The sequence below is a fragment of the Mycobacterium sp. IDUB_28 genome, assembly GCF_055419285.1.
In genome coordinates this window covers 382,911-401,359 of sequence record NZ_JBVAXK010000004.1, presented here as the reverse complement: position 1 = coordinate 401,359, position 18,449 = coordinate 382,911, and the positions used below count along the sequence as shown (strand labels likewise).

The 18,449-nt window shown below is 67.3% G+C and carries 18 protein-coding genes; 9 read left to right on the top strand and 9 right to left on the bottom strand.

From position 1 onward, the window contains the following. Positions 1 to 88 precede the first annotated feature (88 nt). The 8 genes from rplI to ACZYZ9_RS11250 all read right to left on the bottom strand — a co-directional run bounded on the left by rplI (position 89) and on the right by ACZYZ9_RS11250 (position 7,033). Positions 89 to 547, bottom strand: coding sequence for a 50S ribosomal protein L9 (rplI, locus tag ACZYZ9_RS11285; RefSeq protein ID WP_463826338.1), 459 nt, complete (start codon positions 545 to 547; stop codon positions 89 to 91). A 29-nt stretch (positions 548 to 576) separates the two neighbouring features. Next, positions 577 to 831: a 30S ribosomal protein S18 gene (rpsR, locus tag ACZYZ9_RS11280; protein ID WP_463826337.1), complete on the bottom strand. Its 255-nt coding sequence runs from the start codon at positions 829 to 831 to the stop codon at positions 577 to 579. A gap of 41 nt (positions 832 to 872) precedes the next feature. Further along, positions 873 to 1,388, bottom strand: coding sequence for a single-stranded DNA-binding protein (locus ACZYZ9_RS11275; RefSeq protein WP_463826336.1), 516 nt, complete (start codon positions 1,386 to 1,388; stop codon positions 873 to 875). Between the two features lie 71 nt (positions 1,389 to 1,459). After that, positions 1,460 to 1,750, bottom strand: a complete 291-nt coding sequence (rpsF, locus tag ACZYZ9_RS11270) for a 30S ribosomal protein S6 (RefSeq protein ID WP_067415006.1) — start codon at positions 1,748 to 1,750, stop codon at positions 1,460 to 1,462. A 112-nt stretch (positions 1,751 to 1,862) separates the two neighbouring features. Beyond that, complete coding sequence (locus ACZYZ9_RS11265; RefSeq protein ID WP_463826335.1) at positions 1,863 to 2,501, bottom strand: DJ-1/PfpI family protein; 639 nt, start codon at positions 2,499 to 2,501, stop codon at positions 1,863 to 1,865. After that, positions 2,501 to 4,153, bottom strand: coding sequence for a glycosyltransferase family 87 protein (locus tag ACZYZ9_RS11260; RefSeq protein WP_463826334.1), 1,653 nt, complete (start codon positions 4,151 to 4,153; stop codon positions 2,501 to 2,503). Before ACZYZ9_RS11260 ends, ACZYZ9_RS11265 begins: the two co-directional genes overlap by 1 nt. Next, complete coding sequence (locus tag ACZYZ9_RS11255) at positions 4,150 to 6,609, bottom strand: transglycosylase domain-containing protein (protein ID WP_463826333.1); 2,460 nt, start codon at positions 6,607 to 6,609, stop codon at positions 4,150 to 4,152. The genes ACZYZ9_RS11260 and ACZYZ9_RS11255 overlap by 4 nt, the downstream gene beginning before the upstream one ends. Beyond that, positions 6,602 to 7,033, bottom strand: a complete 432-nt coding sequence (locus ACZYZ9_RS11250; protein ID WP_463826332.1) for a DUF5318 family protein — start codon at positions 7,031 to 7,033, stop codon at positions 6,602 to 6,604. The genes ACZYZ9_RS11255 and ACZYZ9_RS11250 overlap by 8 nt, the downstream gene beginning before the upstream one ends. A gap of 110 nt (positions 7,034 to 7,143) precedes the next feature. On the opposite strand from ACZYZ9_RS11250, the gene ACZYZ9_RS11245 reads away from it, so the two are divergent. The 9 genes from ACZYZ9_RS11245 to ACZYZ9_RS11205 all read left to right on the top strand — a co-directional run bounded on the left by ACZYZ9_RS11245 (position 7,144) and on the right by ACZYZ9_RS11205 (position 15,431). Beyond that, positions 7,144 to 7,998 carry a DUF1707 SHOCT-like domain-containing protein gene (locus ACZYZ9_RS11245; RefSeq protein WP_463826331.1) on the top strand — a complete coding sequence of 285 codons (855 nt, stop codon included), beginning with the start codon at positions 7,144 to 7,146 and terminating at the stop codon, positions 7,996 to 7,998. A gap of 124 nt (positions 7,999 to 8,122) precedes the next feature. Then, on the top strand, positions 8,123 to 8,665 hold the full coding sequence (locus ACZYZ9_RS11240) for a PadR family transcriptional regulator (RefSeq protein ID WP_463826330.1): 543 nt from the start codon (positions 8,123 to 8,125) through the stop codon (positions 8,663 to 8,665). Between the two features lie 81 nt (positions 8,666 to 8,746). Continuing rightward, positions 8,747 to 9,841, top strand: coding sequence for an inositol-3-phosphate synthase (locus ACZYZ9_RS11235; RefSeq protein WP_463826329.1), 1,095 nt, complete (start codon positions 8,747 to 8,749; stop codon positions 9,839 to 9,841). Positions 9,842 to 9,889: 48 nt separating this feature from the next. Continuing rightward, positions 9,890 to 10,783: an alpha/beta fold hydrolase gene (locus ACZYZ9_RS11230; RefSeq protein WP_463826328.1), complete on the top strand. Its 894-nt coding sequence runs from the start codon at positions 9,890 to 9,892 to the stop codon at positions 10,781 to 10,783. A 17-nt stretch (positions 10,784 to 10,800) separates the two neighbouring features. Next, complete coding sequence (locus ACZYZ9_RS11225; RefSeq protein WP_463826327.1) at positions 10,801 to 11,601, top strand: LLM class F420-dependent oxidoreductase; 801 nt, start codon at positions 10,801 to 10,803, stop codon at positions 11,599 to 11,601. A gap of 52 nt (positions 11,602 to 11,653) precedes the next feature. Next, complete coding sequence (locus ACZYZ9_RS11220) at positions 11,654 to 13,465, top strand: ABC transporter substrate-binding protein/permease (protein ID WP_463826434.1); 1,812 nt, start codon at positions 11,654 to 11,656, stop codon at positions 13,463 to 13,465. Further along, positions 13,465 to 14,193, top strand: coding sequence for an amino acid ABC transporter ATP-binding protein (locus ACZYZ9_RS11215; RefSeq protein ID WP_463826433.1), 729 nt, complete (start codon positions 13,465 to 13,467; stop codon positions 14,191 to 14,193). Before ACZYZ9_RS11220 ends, ACZYZ9_RS11215 begins: the two co-directional genes overlap by 1 nt. 67 nt (positions 14,194 to 14,260) lie before the next feature. Beyond that, entirely contained in the window at positions 14,261 to 14,764 is a 504-nt protein-coding gene (locus ACZYZ9_RS11210; protein ID WP_463826326.1) for a MarR family winged helix-turn-helix transcriptional regulator, read from the top strand. 1 nt (position 14,765) lies between these two features. After that, a complete protein-coding gene (locus ACZYZ9_RS11205) occupies positions 14,766 to 15,431 on the top strand; it encodes an SDR family oxidoreductase (RefSeq protein ID WP_463826325.1) in 666 nt (221 codons plus the stop codon). Positions 15,432 to 15,528: 97 nt separating this feature from the next. Here the strand turns inward: ACZYZ9_RS11205 and leuS are convergent, their stop codons facing one another. Beyond that, on the bottom strand, positions 15,529 to 18,423 hold the full coding sequence (gene leuS / locus ACZYZ9_RS11200; protein ID WP_463826324.1) for a leucine--tRNA ligase: 2,895 nt from the start codon (positions 18,421 to 18,423) through the stop codon (positions 15,529 to 15,531). Positions 18,424 to 18,449: the final 26 nt, after the last annotated feature.

The following is an 18,449-nucleotide window of genomic DNA, read 5'->3' as shown; positions in this document are numbered from 1 at the left end:
GGGACACGGCGCGAAGTCTGCGCCGCGAGATGTCGGGCATGCGAAACCCGGCACGGCCGATGACGACCGTGCCGGGGAAGGTCAGAAGTTAGCTCTCGGCGACGACGTCGAGCGACACCTCGACATCGATCTCCGGGTGTAGGTGCACCACCACCGGGTGCGTGCCGACGGCCTTGATGTGCGCCTTGGGCAGCCGGACGATCCGCTTGTCGAGGTTCGGGCCACCCGCCTTCTTGATGGCGGCCACCACATCGCCGGAGGTCACCGAACCGAACAGCTTGCCTCCGTCGGCGGCGGTCTTCACCGGCAGCGAGACCGAACCCAGCGCCTCGATGGCGGTCTTGATCTCGTTGGCGTGCTCGCGGTCGCGGACCGCTTTGGTCTCCCGAGACCGGCGGATGTCGTCGGCCTGCCGCTGCGCGCCGCGCGAGGCGACGATCGCCAGACCGCGGGGCAGCAGGAAGTTGCGGCCGTAACCGTCCTTGACCTCGACTGTGTCGCCGACGGAACCGAGGTGGTCGACGTCAGCCGTGAGAATCAGCTTCATCGTGAGTACTTTCGTTAGACGCGCGGCGCTCAGCGCGTTGCGGAGGTGAAGGGCAGCAGCGCGACCTCGCGGGCGTTCTTCACCGCGATCGCGATGTCGCGCTGGTGCTGCACGCAGTTACCGGTGACCCGGCGCGCCCGGATCTTGCCGCGCTCACTGATGTAGGTCCGCAGCAGGTTGGTGTCTTTGTAGTTGATCGCTTGGTCCTTCTTGGCGCAGAAGACGCATTTGCGCGCTTTGATCGGCTTTTCCGGAGCCGGACGCCGTTTGGTGGACTTGGCCATGAGTGTGTTTCTTCCGTTCTCGTTCTCTGAAGTTCTCTAAGTCAGAAGGGGGGTTCGTCGTCACCGCCGGCGAACGATCCCGACGCCGGGGCGCTGCCCCACGGGTCGTCACCGGAGCCGCCGGACTGGGCGGGCGCCGACTGCCGCGATCCCCCGCCGCCGCCGCCACCGCTATAGCCTCCACCGCCGCTGCGGCTGGCTTTGTTGACCTTGGCGGTGGCGTACTTGAGCGAAGGCCCGATCTCGTCGACCTCGACCTCGAACACGGTGCGCTTCTCCCCTTCGCGGGTTTCGAAGGACCGCTGCTTGAGCCGTCCGGTGACGATCACGCGCGACCCCCGGGTCAGACTTTCGGCGACGTTCTCGGCAGCTTCCCGCCAGATGTTGCAGCGTAGGAACAGCGCCTCGCCGTCCTTCCACTCCCCGCTCTGCCGGTCATAGATCCGCGGCGTGGAGGCCACGGTGAAGTTGGCCACCGCAGCACCGGACGGCGTGAACCGAAGTTCGGGGTCCGCGGTGAGGTTTCCGACGACGGTTATGGTCGTGTCACCAGCCATGAGTGCCCTCCTTGTTCGGCCTATTTCCGCCTGTGTGGGTCATGAGTGACTGTACGCAGCGACGCCGACAGTCAGTGCTTGTCGGTGCGCATCACCTTGGTGCGCAACACCGACTCGTTCAGGCTCAGCTGGCGGTCGAGCTCGGAGACCGTCGCGGGGGCGGCCTTCAGGTCGATCACGACATAGATGCCTTCGGCGTGCTTGGCGATCTCGTACGCCAACCGCCGACGGCCCCAGATGTCGACCTTCTCCACCGTGCCGCCGTCTTTGCGGACGACGTTCAGGAACGTCTCCAGCGACGGGGCAACGGTGCGCTCGTCAAGCGTGGGGTCGAGGATGACCATGATTTCGTATGGACGCATAGGGACCTCATCACCTCCTCTGGTCTGGTGCGGCCACGGCGTGTCCGTGGCAGGAGGGTCGCCTGCGTCGGCAACCGCCCTAGGCTACCGGATGACGGGCTGAGCTCGAAATTCACTTCCGGGACCGCAGGAACTCGACCACCCTGGCCCGGGTGCCCTCGTCGGCTTTGGCCGGCGCGCCCGAGTCGAACGGCGGCTGCGGGTCGTATTCGATGATCAACTGCGCGGCCTGCGCGGCTTCCCGGTCGACGAGCAGCTCGACCAGACGCAGGGCCATGTCGATGCCGCTGGACACCCCGGCGGCGGTGATGATGCGCTGCGGCAGATGTTCGACCACCCGCTCCGGGACATACCGCGCACCCAGCGCGTCCAGCTCCTTGGCCGCGGCCCAGTGCGTCGTTGCGGTCAGTCCGTCCAGCAGACCCGCGCCGGCCAGCAGCAGCGCGCCGGTGCACACCGAGGTGGTGAACCGGGCACCCGGGTGCACCGATTGCAACCAACCACGGATGGTTTCATCGTCGACGAGCACGCGCGTTCCGATGCCCCCGGGTACCACCACCACGTCGGGCGCGGTCACTTCGTCGAAGGTGGCGTCGCAGCTGACGCCGAGCATGCCGTTCTCGGTGCGGACCACCCCGCGCCGATGCCCGAGGAACACCACCTCGATCGACGGAATGCGTTGCAGCACTTCATAAGGTCCGACCGCGTCCAGCGCCGTGAACCGCGGGAAGACCGGAATCGCAACCTGCATCAGGTTTTTCCGAGCGCCAGGCCGGGGACAGCATCAGCGGGCGAGGTCGCGGCCGGCGGCCGGCGGCCGGCACGCGGACGCAACCATTGCGGCAACCAGCCGGGCGGCGCATCGGGCGCCAGGTCGTAAATCCCCCCGACCGGGTCGTCGACCCGGCCCTGCCAGCGCACCAGGTCCTCGTCGGGTCGGTAAATCTGGCGAATCACCAATGCACACAACACCATTACTGCGATATCACGCACCAGCACCGTCGTGGTGAACCACTGCTCGGGCAACGAACGACCCGGGTTGCCGTACAGGTAGTACATCCGCGGCACCCAGACCAGCGCATCGATCGTCATCCACGCCACCAGCACCCGTCGGTGCGGGAGGGCCAGCACCGCCAACGGCACCAACCACAGCGAGAACTGCGGACTCCACACCTTATTGGTCAGCAGGAACGCCGCCACCACCAGAAATGCGAGCTGAGCCACCCGCGGACGCTGCGGGGCGGTCAGAGCCATGTAAGTGATTGCCGCGCAGGACAACGCGAAGAGTACGGCGACGACGGCGTTGAGTATCGTCGGCGGCTCCCAGAAGCCCAGGGTGGAGTCGAAGCCACGCCAGCCGGTGAATGACTTCACCACGTTGAACAGCGAATCCATGTCGTCGCCGCGACGGGTGTTGAGCCGGAAGAATTCTGACCACCCTCGGGGGTAGAGCACCATCACCGGCAGGTTCACCACCAACCAGGTCGCCGCCGCGCCCACCGCGGCGCGCCACACGCCGCCGAGCCGGCCGGACCGGATCCCCAGCACCAGCAGCGGACCCAACAGCAGCAGCGGATACAGCTTGGCCGCGGCACCGAGGCCGATCAGCAGACCGGCCAGCCACGGTCTTCGCCGCGCCCACGCCAACAACCCACCCATCGCCAAAGCCGTTGCCAGTGCGTCGAAATTGGTGAAGATCTGGAAGATCAGCAAGGGGGAGGCGCCCACCAACGCGGCGTCCCAGACCCGGCGCCCCGCGAGACGCGCACTGGCCCAGACGGTGACCAACCAGGCCAGCGCCAGCCCGATCGCCGCGAAGTTGAAGAACATCACCACCTCGGCGACCACCGGAACCACACCCAGTTTGCCCAGCGCGGTATAGGTTTTCGCCAGCGCCATCGACACGTATTGGTACAGACCGGTCAGCACCGGATATTCCATGTAGCGGACGGCGATCTTGCCGTCGTACCGGATCTGCGGCGCCCCCGCGGCGTCGGTCTCGATCCAGCTGGACTTGTACGGAAACTTGCCCTGGCTCAACAACTCTGCGCCGTAAAGCGGCACCGTGTCGGAGTAGCACAACTCGTAGTAGGCGCGTTGGTTGCCCCAATTGGCCACCCGCTGATCACCGCTACCGGTACCGGTGCTCTGCAGGCAGGCCGCTTTCGTCGACCAACCCAGCGCCAGGAACACCAATGCGATCGCGATCATCACCCGCAGCGGCGTCATGAACCGGGTGCGACCGATCAACGCGTGCCGCCCAACCGGCCCGCCGGCCAGGTTCGCCAGCGCGGCACCCAGAACGTCGTTGCGACTGGGGCAATCGCGGCTGTCAGCACTTCGGCGGTCGGCAGCCAGCGGCTGCGGCGAAATTTTCACCCGCTCGGTGCCGGCCCCGGTCACGGCGGCGGTTGCGGCACGTCGGAGGGCGGCGGTGCGACAGGCCCGGGCGGCGCGACGGTCACCGTCTGCGGCGGACCCACCGGCACGGTGATTCCCGGCGCCACCTCGATCGTGGGCTGAATCACCGTCTCGGAGGGTGGCGCTGGACGTGGTGGGGGCGGCGGTGGTGCGGGGACGCCGGCGTAGCCGCCGATCTCGGTGGGCTTGGGGAAGGTCTCGTTCTGGGTGCCCTTGAGGGCACCGTCCATGGTCGACTTCCAGATGTCCGACGGCAGGCCCGATCCGTAGACCGCGCCGCCGGAGGCGGTGACCAACGGCTGGTCACCCTTGACGGTGCCCACCCAGACCGCGGTGGACAGCGACGGTGTGTACCCGACCATCCAGGCGTCCTTGTTCGACGTGGTGTCGCCCAACTGAGTGGTACCGGTCTTGGCCGCCGACGGCCGCCCACCGGACAGGCTGTGGCCGCGGGAGTATCCGGCGATCGGTTGCATGGCCGCGGTGACGTTGTCGGCCACCGCCTTCGGGATGCGCTGGTTGCCGCTGTTGTCGGTGGAGCCGGCATCGAAGAGGACCTGGCCCTCGGCGTTGACCACCTTCTGCACGAAATGCGGCCGGTAATAGATGCCCGAGTTGGCCAGTGTGGCGTAGGCCGAGGCCATGTCGATGACCCGGGTCTGGTACTGGCCCAACACGATTCCGTTGTTGGGCGGGCCACCCTGGCCGTCTTCGGACAGCGTGTGTGCGACCCCGGGAAAGCTTTCGGCGACGCCCGCCTGGTGCGCCGCATCGGCCACCGCCTGCGGCCCGCCCTTGAGCTTGAGCATCAGCCGGTAGTACGAGGTGTTCAGCGACATCTTCAACGCCTCGGCCAGGTTGCAGGTGCCGCAGCTCTCGCCTTCGACATTGGTGATCTTGATGCCGTCGACGGTCAACGGGGAGCTGTCCACCTGGTACCCGAGCCCGATGCCCTGTTCCAACGCAGCGACCAGGGCGAACACCTTGAACGACGACCCGGTCTGCAACCCGGCCTGGGCGAAGTCGAAACCCTGCGCGTTGGAGCCACCGTAGTACGCCTTCACCGCGCCGCTGTGCGGGTCGATCGACACCACCGCGGTCCGCATCTCCGGGTCCTGGCCATCGAGATACTTGGCGACCGCCTTCTCCGCGGCCTGCTGGGCTTGGGGGTCGATCGTGGTGGTGACCTGCAAGCCCTGAGTGTTGAGCGTCTGCTCGTCGATATTGAACAGCTCCATCAGTTCCCGGGTGACCTGCCGCTCGATGAGTCCGTTGGGTCCGGAGGGCTGGTTGGCCGCACGCGCCTGCTCCGGCGGCACGGTAGCGGGGAACACCTGCGTCGCACGGTCGCCGCTGGCTAAGGCTTTGGTCTCCACCATGCCGTCGAGCACCCAGTTCCAGCGCGCCAGGGCACCGTCGGGGTCGACGGCGGGGTCCAGGGTGGACGGTCGCCGGATCAGCGCGGCCAGCAGTGCGCCCTCGGACACGGTGAGCTGTTCGACGGGTTTACCGAAATAGGCCTTGGCGGCCGCCGAGATTCCGTAGGCCCCGCGCCCGAAGTAGATGATGTTCAGATACGCCTGCAGCACATCGTCTTTGGACCACTCCCCCGACATCTTCGTCGCGATGACCAGTTCCTTGGCCTTGCGCATCATGCCGCTCAGCCCGTGTTGGGCCGAACCGACCAGCGCGTTCTTGACGTACTGCTGGGTGATCGTCGATCCGCCCTGCAGGTCGCCGCCGAACAGGTTGTTCTTGGCCGCCCGAGCGAAGCCGCTGAAGGAGAAACCCGGATTGGAGTAGAAGCCCCGGTCTTCGGCGGCGATCACCGCCTGGCGCACATGCACCGGCACCTGGTTCAGGTTGACGTCCACCCGGTTGCCTTCGGGCGGAACGATTTTCGCGATCTCGGTGCCGTCGCTGGCCAGGATGGTGGACACCTGGTTGGTGCGGATGTCGCCGGGTCGCGGCACATCGACAATGAAATACGCCATCGTGAAGGTGACGATCGGCAGCAGGATCAGGGCCGCCGCACTCAGGTACGCCGCGCGTTTGACCCAGCGCCAGTTGATCTGCTCGGTCCAGTTGGGCCGCGGTCGGCGTGGGCGTCCGCCCATCGTCGGCCCCGACGGCGGCGGTCCGTCCGGGGGGCGCGGGCCCCCGGCCGGCCGGTCTCGCGCAGGTCGGCGCACCGGGGCGTCCAACGCAGCTTTGACCTGGTCGAGGTGATCGCCTTCGGGCGGCGGGTTGTCGAGTGCGGCCTTGACTTCGTCGACGGGGTCAACATGCCGAGACGGGCGGCTGTCGGGCACCGCCGGGATGATCGTCGTCATCCGGTCGTCGGGGGGCACCGCACCGCGCGAGTGCCGCCCGCCGGCAGCTGTCGCCTCGTCCGGGGTGTCGCTCGACGACTGGTGATGGCGCCCTTCGTTATTCACTGGCCGTCCGGGCGCCGTTGCGCGCCGTCCGGGTCTTCGACCCGTTGGGCGGCTGCGCCGGACGCGGCGCACCGAGCACGTACGACTTGACCAGGTGATTCCAGCTACACGTCCGGCACACCTCGACCACGTGCACAGCAAACTCGGAGAACCTGGTAGCCAACAGCACCAGCTCCTCGGCGGTACGCGCAGAGCCGGACACCGCGCCTAAATGCTCGCCAAACACCCAGGACACCAGCGTGAGCTGCTCCTTGCGGCAGATTGGACACATCACCTGGCTTTGTTTCCCGTGAAACTTCGCCGCACGCAGCAAATATGGGTTGGCGTCGCAGACTTCGGACACACCGGTGCGTCCCGAGTACACCTCGGCCAGCAGTGAGCGCCGTCGAAGCGCGTAATCCACCACCTGTCGCTGCAGTCGCACGCTGACCAGAGTACGTCGCCATCCCCGGCGCCGATATGCAACTAACACTCTCGTGGCGGCCGGGCCGGTACGGATGATTACGTCGCTGCCCGAACTTCTACGATCTCCTCGTGGCGAAATGGGCAGGGTCGGGGTCGACGCGGGCGAAAGACAGCGACCGGCAGGACACGTGCCGGATTCTGGACAATGCTTTCAACGACGGTGAGATCTCTTCGGAGGAACACCGTGAGCGCATCCGCTCGGCCACCAATGCGGTGACACTGGGCGAACTGCAGCGCCTGGTCGCAGACCTACAGTCGCAAGGCGCCGCCGAGAAGACGCCGGGGCCCGGGACCAGGGTGCGCCGGCCCAACGGCCTGGGCCTGACCGTGGCGGCCCTCGTCGTGACGGTGCTGCTGGGCATCGCCATCGGTTGGGGGCTCTACGGCAACACCACCTCGCCACTGGACTTCACCTCGGATCCGGGCGCCAAATCCGACGGCATCGCGCCCGTGGTGCTGACGCCGCCCAAACGACTGCAATCCCTCGGCGGCCTGACCGGTCTGCTGGAACAGACCCGCAAGCGGTTCGGCGACACCATGGGCTACCGCCTGCTGGTCTACCCGGAGTACGCCTCGATGGACCGGAGTGATCCCACCGACGAGCGGCGGGTCCTCAGTTACACCTACCGCGGCGGTTGGGGTGATCCGAGCAGCTCGGCCAAGAACGCCAGCACCCAGACCACGCTCGTCGATCTGAGCAAGTTCGACGTCAAGACGGTGGTGGGAGTGCTGCGTGGTGCGCCGGAGACCGTCGGCATCAAACAGCAGGACGTCAAGTCCAGCTACCTGATCGTCGACCCGGCCAAGGACCCGACCACGCCGGGCGCGCTGTCGTTGTCCATCTACATTTCCAGTGACTACGGCAGCGGCAGTATCGAGTTGGCGCCCGACGGTACCCCCAAGCAGGTCCGTTACGTGAGCTGACCGAACCGGCGGTGTGACTAACAGCGCATAAACACCCGGTGGTGTTGTCGCTAATATATCGGGACGATACGATGACGCGAGGCGTCGTACCGTCGTAATCAGTCCGTCAAAAGGAGGTGACTCGATGCTGGAATTGGCCATCCTGGGCCTGCTGATCGAGTCACCGATGCACGGCTACGAGTTGCGCAAGCGGCTGACCGGCCTGCTCGGCGCCTTCCGCGCCTTCTCCTATGGGTCGCTGTATCCCGCTCTGCGCCGCATGCAGACCGAGGGTCTGATCGCGGAGAACGCCGCGCCTGCCGGAACACCGGTGCGTCGGGCCCGCCGCGTGTACCAGCTCACTGAGGAGGGCCGGCGTCGTTTCGGCGAGTTGGTCGCCGACACCGGGCCGCACAACTACACCGACGACGGATTCGGTGTGCACCTGGCGTTCTTCAACCGCACCCCGGCGGAGGCGCGGATGCGCATCCTGGAGGGTCGGCGGCGCCAGGTCGAAGAGCGTCGGGAAGGTCTGCGCGACGCGGTGGCGCGGGCCAGTAGCTCGTTCGATCGCTACACCCGTCAACTGCACCAACTCGGGCTCGAGTCCAGCGAGCGGGAAGTCAAATGGCTCAACGAGCTCATCGCCGCCGAACGAGCAGCCCCCAACCACGTCGAACAGACGTGACCCGCTCGCAGCACGTCAGAACCCCTTGCACGACACGAATTGCCAAGACACCAGAGAGTTACGAGGTTAGGAGAACGCCCCATGAGTGAGCAGAACGCGTCACAGGCGTCCGAGGTACGAGTCGCCATTGTCGGAGTCGGCAACTGCGCGTCCTCGCTGGTCCAGGGCGTTGAGTACTACTACAACGCCGACGACACGTCGACGGTCCCCGGCCTGATGCACGTGCGCTTCGGCCCGTACCACGTCCGCGACGTGAAGTTCGTGGCGGCGTTCGACGTCGACGCCAAGAAGGTCGGCTTCGATCTGTCCGACGCGATCTTCGCCTCGGAGAACAACACCATCAAGATCGCCGACGTCGCGCCGACCAACGTGCTGGTGCAGCGCGGCCCGACCCTGGACGGCATCGGCAAGTACTACGCCGACACCATCGAGCTGTCCGACTCCGAGCCGGTGGACGTGGTCCAGGTGCTCAAGGACGCCGAGGTCGACGTGCTGGTCTCCTATCTGCCTGTCGGTTCGGAAGAGGCCGACAAGTTCTACGCCCAGTGCGCCATCGACGCCGGCGTTGCGTTCGTCAACGCGTTGCCGGTGTTCATCGCCTCTGACCCCGTGTGGGCCAAGAAGTTCGCCGACGCCGGGGTGCCGATCGTCGGTGACGACATCAAGAGCCAGGTCGGCGCCACCATCACCCACCGGGTCATGGCCAAACTGTTCGAGGACCGCGGTGTGCAGCTGGACCGCACCATGCAGCTCAACGTGGGCGGCAACATGGACTTCCTGAACATGCTCGAGCGGGAGCGCCTGGAGTCCAAGAAGATCTCCAAGACCCAGGCCGTGACCTCCAATGTTCAGCGTGAATTCAACTCCAAGGACGTCCACATCGGCCCGTCCGATCACGTCGGCTGGCTCGACGACCGCAAGTGGGCCTACGTGCGCCTGGAAGGCCGCGCTTTCGGCGACGTGCCGCTGAACCTGGAGTACAAGCTCGAGGTATGGGACTCCCCGAACTCCGCGGGCGTCATCATCGACGCGGTGCGGGCGGCCAAGATCGCCAAGGACCGCGGCATCGGCGGACCGGTGATCCCGGCGTCGGCCTACCTGATGAAGAGCCCGCCCGAGCAGCTGCCCGACGACGTCGCGCGCACCCAGCTCGAAGAGTTCATCAGCGAGGGCTGACCGCCTGACCCGAACGGCACGCCGGCGTGACTCGTAGAGTCACTAGGCGTGACCGACGACGATCTGACCGGGCTTTCTGAGTTCGACCTGCTGGCTGAGAACGCCGAACAGGCCGGTGTCACCGGACCGCTGCCCCGCGCCGAGCGCGTGACGGTAGGCGAAATCAGCGCGTTGCGCTGGGGCGACTCTGACCCGCGGGTGATCTTCCTGCACGGCGGCGGGCAGAACGCGCACACCTGGGACACCGTGATCGTCGGTCTCGGGGAACCGGCGCTGGCCGTTGACCTGCCCGGTCACGGTCACTCCGCCTGGCGCGCGGACGGCGATTACTCCCCGCAGCACAACGCCGACACCCTGGCGCCGGTGTTACGCGAGCTGGCACCGGATGCGGAGTTCGTGGTCGGCATGTCGCTGGGCGGACTGACCGCCATCCGGCTGAGTGCGCTGGCACCGGAGTTGGTCGACCAACTCGTGCTCGTCGACGTCACCCCGTCGGCGCTGGCGCGGCACTCGGAGATGACCAAGGAGCAGCGCGGCACGGTGGAACTGATGGCCGGGGAGCGGGAATTCCCCAGCTTCCAGGCGATGCTGGAGCTCACGGTCGCCGCCGCTCCCCACCGCGAGGTGAAAGCCTTGCGCCGCGGCGTGTTCCACAACTCCCGGCAGCTGGACAACGGCAACTGGACGTGGCGGTACGACACCATCCGCAAATTCCCCGACTTCGACAGCCTGTGGGAGGACGTCGATGCGTTGGCCGCGCCGGTGACCCTGGTGCGCGGCGGCACCTCGGGCTTCGTCAACGACCACGATGTCGCTGAATTGCAAAGGCGCGCAACAAATTTCCGTGGTGTTCACGTCGTCGAGAACTCGGGCCACTCGGTGCAGAGCGATCAGCCCCGCACTCTGATCGACCTCCTGCGCGCGGTGATCGACGGCCGCTGAGGCCTACGGTGGTCTCTATGACCTCCCCCGTGCTCCCCGACTTCCCCGTCCGCATCGGCGTGCAGCTGCAGCCCCAGCACGCACCGCAGTACCGCGACATTCGCGACGCGGTGCGCCGCTGCGAGGACATCGGCGTCGACGTCGCGTTCAACTGGGACCATTTCTTCCCGCTGTACGGCGACCCGGACGGCGCGCACTTCGAATGCTGGACCATGCTCGCAGCCTGGGCCGAACAGACCGCACGCATCGAGATCGGCGCGCTGGTGACGTGCAACTCCTACCGCAACCCGGAACTGCTGGCCGACATGGCCCGCACGGTCGATCACATCTCCGACGGGCGGCTCATCCTGGGCATCGGCTCCGGTTGGAAGCAGAAGGACTATGACGAGTACGGCTACGAGTTCGGTACCGCCGGCAGCCGGCTCGACGACCTGGCCGGCGCACTCCCCCGAATCACCTCGCGGCTGGCCAAACTCAACCCGGCGCCGACCCGCGATATCCCGGTGCTGATCGGCGGCGGTGGCGAACGCAAGACCCTGCGCCTGGTCGCCGAGCATGCCGACGTGTGGCACAGCTTCAGCGACGCCGAAGAATTTCCCGGCAAAGCCGCCGTACTTGCTGAGCATTGCGACGCCGTCGGGCGCGACCCGGCCACCATCGAGCGCTCGGCGTCCGCCGGCAGTGGCAAAGACGTGGTCCCCAATGCCGAAGCTCTCACCGCCCTCGGCGTCACGCTGCTGACCGTGGGTGTCAACGGACCCGACTACGACCTGAGCGATGCCGAAGCGCTGTGCCGGTGGCGCGACAGCGCACGCTGAGCTCAACCGCGTTGCCGCTCTGACCGATGTCCCGCTCGCTACGGTGGCGGTGATGAGTGCCCGCTTCGCCCCCACCGCCGGACGCAGCGCCAAGCTGTTCGGATTCGTTGCGACGATCCTGCTGGTGGCCGGTCTAGCCGGGGCCGCTCCCGCCCTGGCCGACCAGAACCAGTGCGCACCGCCGGGCGTGGAAAGCGCGACGGTGCTGCCGACAGACCTGGTCTCCGCGCGCGGTGGTGCCGGCGACGACGACTCCGACACCACTGCCACCGTGGTGCCGTTGAGCTCGGTGAACATCGCAGAGTTGGGGCTGGGCACCCCCGGCATGCTGCTGGTCGGCACCCTGTCCGACGCACCGCCCAGCACCTGCATCAACGCCACCGGCCGCTTCACCGGCTTCGACAACGAGTTGCTGCGCGCGGTCGCGGCCAAGCTGGGCTTGCAGGTGCGTTTCGTCGGAACGGATTTCTCCGGCCTGCTGGCCCAGGTGGCGTCACGACGCTTCGACGTCGGCTCATCGTCGGTCAAGGCCACCGACGCACGTCGCCACACCGTCGCCTTCACCAACGGTTACGACTTCGGTTACCACTCGCTGGTGGTTCCGTTGGGATCGCCGATCAAGCATTTCACTGATCTGGCCGCAGGCCAGCGCATCGGCGTCGTCCAGGGCACCGTCGCAGACTCCTACGTGGTGGACGTCCTGCACCTGCAGCCGGTGAAGTACCCGGACTTCGCCACCGTGTACGCCAGCATCAAGACCCACCAGCTCGACGCGTGGGTGGCACCGGCAGGTCAGGCATCGAGCGCGATCCGGCCGGGTGACCCGGCCATCGTGGTGGCCGACACCTTCGGCGCCGACGACTTCGTCGCATACGCCGTCGCCAAGGACAACCAACCGCTGGTGGACGCGTTGAACTCGGGCCTGGATGCCGTGGTCGCCGATGGCACCTGGGCCGACCTCTACAGCAAGTGGAAGCCGCGCAATCTGCCGCCGGGCTGGAAACCGGGCTCCCGCGCCGCACCGGCGCCGAAACTGCCCGACTTCGCCGCCATCGCCGCCCACCACCACCGCAAACCGGCGGACCCGGCCGCCCCCAAGTCGACGTTGACCCAGCTGCGCGAATCGTTCCTGGACTGGGAGATGTATCGCCAGGCCATCCCCACGCTGCTCACCACCGGACTGCCCAACACGCTGATCCTCACCGGCAGTGCCAGCGTGATCGGGTTGGCGATCGGCATTGTCCTGGCCGTCGCAGGAATTTCCCACAGCCGCTGGCTGCGCTGGCCGGCCCGCGTCTACACCGACATCTTCCGTGGATTGCCCGAGGTGGTGATCATCCTGATCATCGGGCTGGGGGTGGGACCGCTGCTCAGCGGAGTGACCAACAGCAATCCCTATCCGCTGGGCATCGCCGCGCTCGGTCTGATGACCGGCGCCTACGTTGGGGAGATACTGCGGTCCGGCATCCAGAGCGTCGACCCCGGCCAATTGGAAGCCGCCCGAGCGCTCGGCTTCAGCTACCCGGCCGCGATGCGTCTGGTGGTGATGCCGCAGGGGATCCGGCGCGTCCTGCCGGCCTTGGTCAACCAGTTCATCGCCCTGCTCAAAGCATCCGCGCTGGTCTACTTCCTCGGTCTGATCGCCAACCAGCGCGAGCTGTTCCAGGTGGGCCGGGATCTCAACGCGCAGACCGGCAACCTGTCCCCACTGGTGGCTGCCGGCATCTGCTACCTGATCCTGACCGTGCCGCTGACGCACCTGGTGAACTTCATCGACGCCCGGTTGCGCCGCGGCCGCGCCAAACTCGATCCGGCGGATCCCGCCGAAGTCGTCACCTCGACCATCGGCACGGAGATGACGTGATCCGGCAAGTTTCGTTGGCCGCCAACGACATTCACCAGAACTTGGGTGGCACCACCGTATTGCGCGGGGTCAGCCTGGAAGTCCCCGCCGGTACCACGACCGCGGTGATCGGCCCGTCCGGCTCCGGCAAGTCGACGTTGCTGCGCACCTTGAACCGGTTGTACGAGCCGGACAGCGGCGACATCCTGCTGGACGGCCGGTCGGTGTTGCGCGACGACCCCAACGAGCTGCGCCAGCGCATCGGCATGGTGTTCCAGCACTTCAATCTGTTCCCGCACCGCAGCGTGCTGGACAACGTCGCCCTGGCGCCGCGCAAGCTGCGTGGGCTACCCGCCGCGGCGGCCCGCGAGCTGGCGATGCACCACCTGGACCGGGTGGGGCTCAAAGGCAAAGCGGGTGCGCGCCCCGGGGCGCTGTCAGGTGGCCAACAGCAGCGGGTCGCGATCGCTCGCGCGCTGGCCATGGCCCCGCAGGTGATGTTCTTCGACGAGGCCACCTCGGCACTGGACCCCGAATTGGTCAAGGGGATCCTGGCGCTGATCGCCGACCTGGGCGCCGACGGCATGACAATGGTCGTAGTCACGCACGAGATGGGCTTCGCGCGCTCCGCCTCGGATGCCGTGGTGTTCATGGACCACGGCAAAGTCGTGGAGTTCGGCCCCCCGGAGCAGATCTTCGAAACCGCCGAGACCGAGCGGCTGCAGCGATTCCTCTCCCAGGTGCTGTGAACAGGGCGGGCACACCCTTCCAGACAGGGTCTTCCTTCGCCCCATGGTCGGGTTAGACTGCCGATTTATGTCGGACAGCGAACCCACCGCCCCAGCGCTGGCGGACCTGGCGGAGGGGTTGCACCGCTCGCTATCCAAGCTGTTCGCCATCTTGCGCCGCGGCGACCCCACCACCGGCGCGGTGGCCAGTGACCTCACCCTGGCGCAGCTGTCGATCCTGATCACGCTGCTCGACCGGGGCCCGATCCGGATGACGGACCTGGCCGCACACGAACGGGTACGCACACCCACCACCACCGTGGCCATCCGCCGGTTGGAGAAGGTCGGGTTGGTGAAACGCTCGCGCGACCCGTCCGACCTGCGCGCCGTGCTGGTCGACATCACTCCGCAGGGCCGGGCGGTGCACGCCGAGTCCCTGGCCAGCCGGCACGCCTCACTGGCCGCGATGCTCAGCCAACTCCCCCACTCCGACCTGGAGGTGCTGATGAAGGCGCTGGCGCCGCTGGACCGGCTCGCCTCCAGTGAGCCGACGGGTCCCGCCCCGGCCTCGCCGTTGCCGAACCAGGTCTGAGATGCCCACCGCGTTGATCACCGGCGCCAGCGGCGGCATCGGTTCGGCGATCGCCACGGCGTTGGCACCCAGCCACACCCTGCTGTTGGCCGGCCGTCCGTCGGGACGTCTGGATGCCGTCGCGGAGCGCCTCGGCGCCACCACGTTTCCGTTGGATCTGACCGACACCGACTCGATCGAGTCCAGCTGTGAGGTCGTCGACGAACTCGACGTGCTGGTCCACAACGCCGGGGTATCCGTCCCGGGCCATGTCGCCGAGTCGCACGTCGACGAGTGGCGCGCCACGTTCAGCGTCAATGTCATTGGGGCGGTTGCGCTTACGCTGGCGCTACTGCCGGCGCTGCGCGCGGTCCGCGGCCACGTGGTGTTCATCAACTCCGGCTCGGGCCGCAACGTGTCCGCCGGCATGGCCTCCTACTCGGCCAGCAAATTCGCCCTGCGCGCGTTCGCCGACTCGCTGCGCGCCGACGAACCGCGGCTCTCGGTTACCTCGATCTACCCCGGTCGCGTCGACACCGACATGCAGCGCGAACTCGTCGCGTACCAGGGCGGTGACTACGATCCGGCGAAGTTCCTGCGGCCGCAGACCGTCGCCGAGGTGGTGGCCAATGTGGTGGCCACGCCGCCGGACGGACACGTGCACGAAGTGGTGATCCGGCAGCGGTAGCCGCGTCCCCCGGCCCCACTGCCCGCCGAATGTGCGGCCTGCGACGGGATTTCCGCGAGTCGCGTCGTCACATGCACAGTCGGTGTTGCCGATGGCGTTAGATCACCAGGTTCACCATCCGGCCGGGGACCACGATGACCTTGCGGGGCTCCGCGCCTGCCAGGAAGGCCAGCACTTTCTCGTCCGCCAGCGCCGCGGCCTGCACGGCATCGGCGTCGGCGTCGGCGGCGACCAGCACCCGGCCGCGCACCTTGCCGTTGACCTGCACCGGGTACTCGACGGTGTCGTCGACCAGAAACGCCGGGTCAGCGACCGGGAACGGGCCGTGCGCCAGCGAGGTGGTGTGGCCGAGCCGTGACCACAACTCCTCGGCAAGGTGCGGAGCCAGCGGCGCCAGCAACAACACCAGCGGTTCGACGGCCACCTTCGGGACACCGTCACGATGCACCTTGGTGAGGTGGTTGGTGTATTCGATCAGCTTGGCGGCCGCGGTGTTATTACGCAGTGCCGCATAGTCTTCGGACACGCCGGCGATCGTGCGGTGCAGGGCACGGGACGTCTCGGCGGCCAATTCGGCGTCCACCACCCGAAGTTCGCCGGTGTCCTCGTCGACGACGAGACGCCACACCCGCTGCAGAAAACGGTGCGCACCGACGATGTCCTTGGTGGCCCACGGACGCGACGTCTCCAGCGGGCCCATCGACATCTCGTAGACCCGCAGGGTGTCCGCGCCGTACGCGTCGCAGATGTCGTCCGGCGTCAGCGAATTCTTCAGGCTCTTACCCATCTTGCCGAATTCCTGGAACACCTCGATCTCGCCGTCCGGTGTGGGATACCGGAAGGTCCCGTCGCGCTCGATCACCTCGGCGGCCGGCACGTAGGTGCCGCGCGCGTCGGTGTAGGCGTAAGCCTGGACCAGGCCCTGGTTGACCAGCCGCCGGAACGGCTCGCGGGAGCTGACGTGGCCGAGGTCGTACAGCACCTTGTGCCAGAAGCGCGAATACAACAGGTGCAACACCGCGTGCTCGGCGCCACCGACGTAGAGGTCCACCCCGCCCGGGTCATCGAGGCCGTGCTCGGCCGGGCGCGGCCCCATCCAGTAGGCCTCGTTCTCCTTGGCGCAGAAGCGCTCCGAGTTATGCGGGTCGGTGTAGCGCAGTTCGTACCAGCAGCTGCCGGCCCACTGCGGCATCACGTTCGTGTCGCGGCTGTAGGGCCGCAGACCGTCCCCCAGATCCAACTCGACGTGCACCCAGTCGGTCGCTTTGGCCAGCGGCGGTGACGGTTCACTGGCGGCGTCGTCGGGATCGAACAACACCGGCAGATAGTCCGGGACGTCGGGCAGTTCGACGGGCAGCGCGGCCTCATCGAGCGGGTGTGGGCGTCCGTCGGCGTCGTAGACGATCGGGAACGGCTCGCCCCAATACCGTTGCCGCGCGAAAAGCCAGTCCCGCAGCTTGTATTCGATCCGGACGCGGCCGCGGCCGGCCGCCTCGAGGCGCTCGGTGATGGCACGCTTGGCATCCGCGACGTGCAGGCCGTCGAGGTAGTCGGAATTGACCAGCACCCCGTCGCCGGGATACGCCGAGTGCGAAATGTCGCCGCCGGCAATGACTTCGACGATCGGCAGGTTCAACGCCCGGGCGAAGTCCCAGTCGCGTTGATCGTGTCCCGGGACGGCCATGATCGCCCCGGTCCCGTATCCGGCCAGCACGTAGTCGGCGATGAAGATCGGCACCGGTTGGGCGTTCGCCGGATTGACGGCGTAGGCGCCGAGGAAGACACCCGTCTTCTCGCGACTCTCCTGGCGTTCCAGGTCGGTCTTGGCCGCGATGGCGCGCCGGTAGGCGGCGACGGCTGCACCGGGCGTCGCGGCCCCGTATGTCCAGGACGGGTGGGTACCGTCCGGCCAGGCGGCGACGACCAGCCCGTCGACCAGTTCATGCTCGGGGGCCAGCACCAGATACGTGGCGCCGAACAGGGTGTCGGGCCGGGTGGTGAACACCTCGATGTCCCGGGCATCCCCGTCGGCCCCGGTGGCCGAGAACAGTGCGGCCACACCGGTCGAGCGTCCGATCCAGTTGCGCTGCATGGTCTTGATCGGTTCGGGCCAGTCCAGGGCGTCGAGGTCGTCGAGCAGCCGATCGGAATAGGCCGTGATCCGCATCATCCACTGCCGCAACCGTTTCCGGAACACCGGGAAGTTGCCGCGGTCGCTGCGGCCGTCGGCGGTGACCTCTTCGTTGGCCAGCACGGTACCCAGCCCGGGGCACCAGTTCACCACCGAGTCGGCGCGGTAGACCAGCCGGTGACTGTCGACGACGTCGGCCCGCTCCCCCGCCGGCAGCGTCGCCCAGTCCCTACCATCGCTCAGAGTCCTTGCACCGGAATCGAATTCGGCGACCAGTTCGGCGATCGGGCGGGCCTTGCCGGCGGCGGGGTCGAACCAGGCGTTGTAGATCTGCAAGAAGATCCACTGCGTCCACGTGTAGAACTCGACGTCGGTGGTCGAGAAGCTGCGCCGGCTGTCGTGGGCGAGACCCAGCCGACGCAGTTGCCGACGGATGTTCACCTCGTTGGCCTGGGTGCGGGTGCGCGGGTGGGTGCCGGTCTGCACCGCATACTGCTCCGCGGGTAGCCCGAACGAATCGAAACCGAACGCGTGCAACACGTTTCGGCCGTTCATCCGGAAATACCGGGCGTAGACGTCGGTGGCGATGTACCCCAGCGGGTGACCGACGTGCAACCCGTCCCCCGACGGGTAGGGGAACATGTCCAGCACGAAGAGTTTGTTGTCCGGGACCGCCGCGCCGTCCGCCGGCGCCAGCCTGCCCACCGGATTGGGCACGTTGAACGTGCCCTGCTCGGCCCAGTTGTCCTGCCAGGTGCGTTCCAGCGCAGCCGCCACCTCGACGGTGTAGCGGTACCGCGGCGCGTCGGCGTCTTTGGCGCCGGGCGGGTCGACGGGAGCGGTGGGCGGCGATTCGGTCACGCCCAACAGGGTATAAGGGCCTTTCG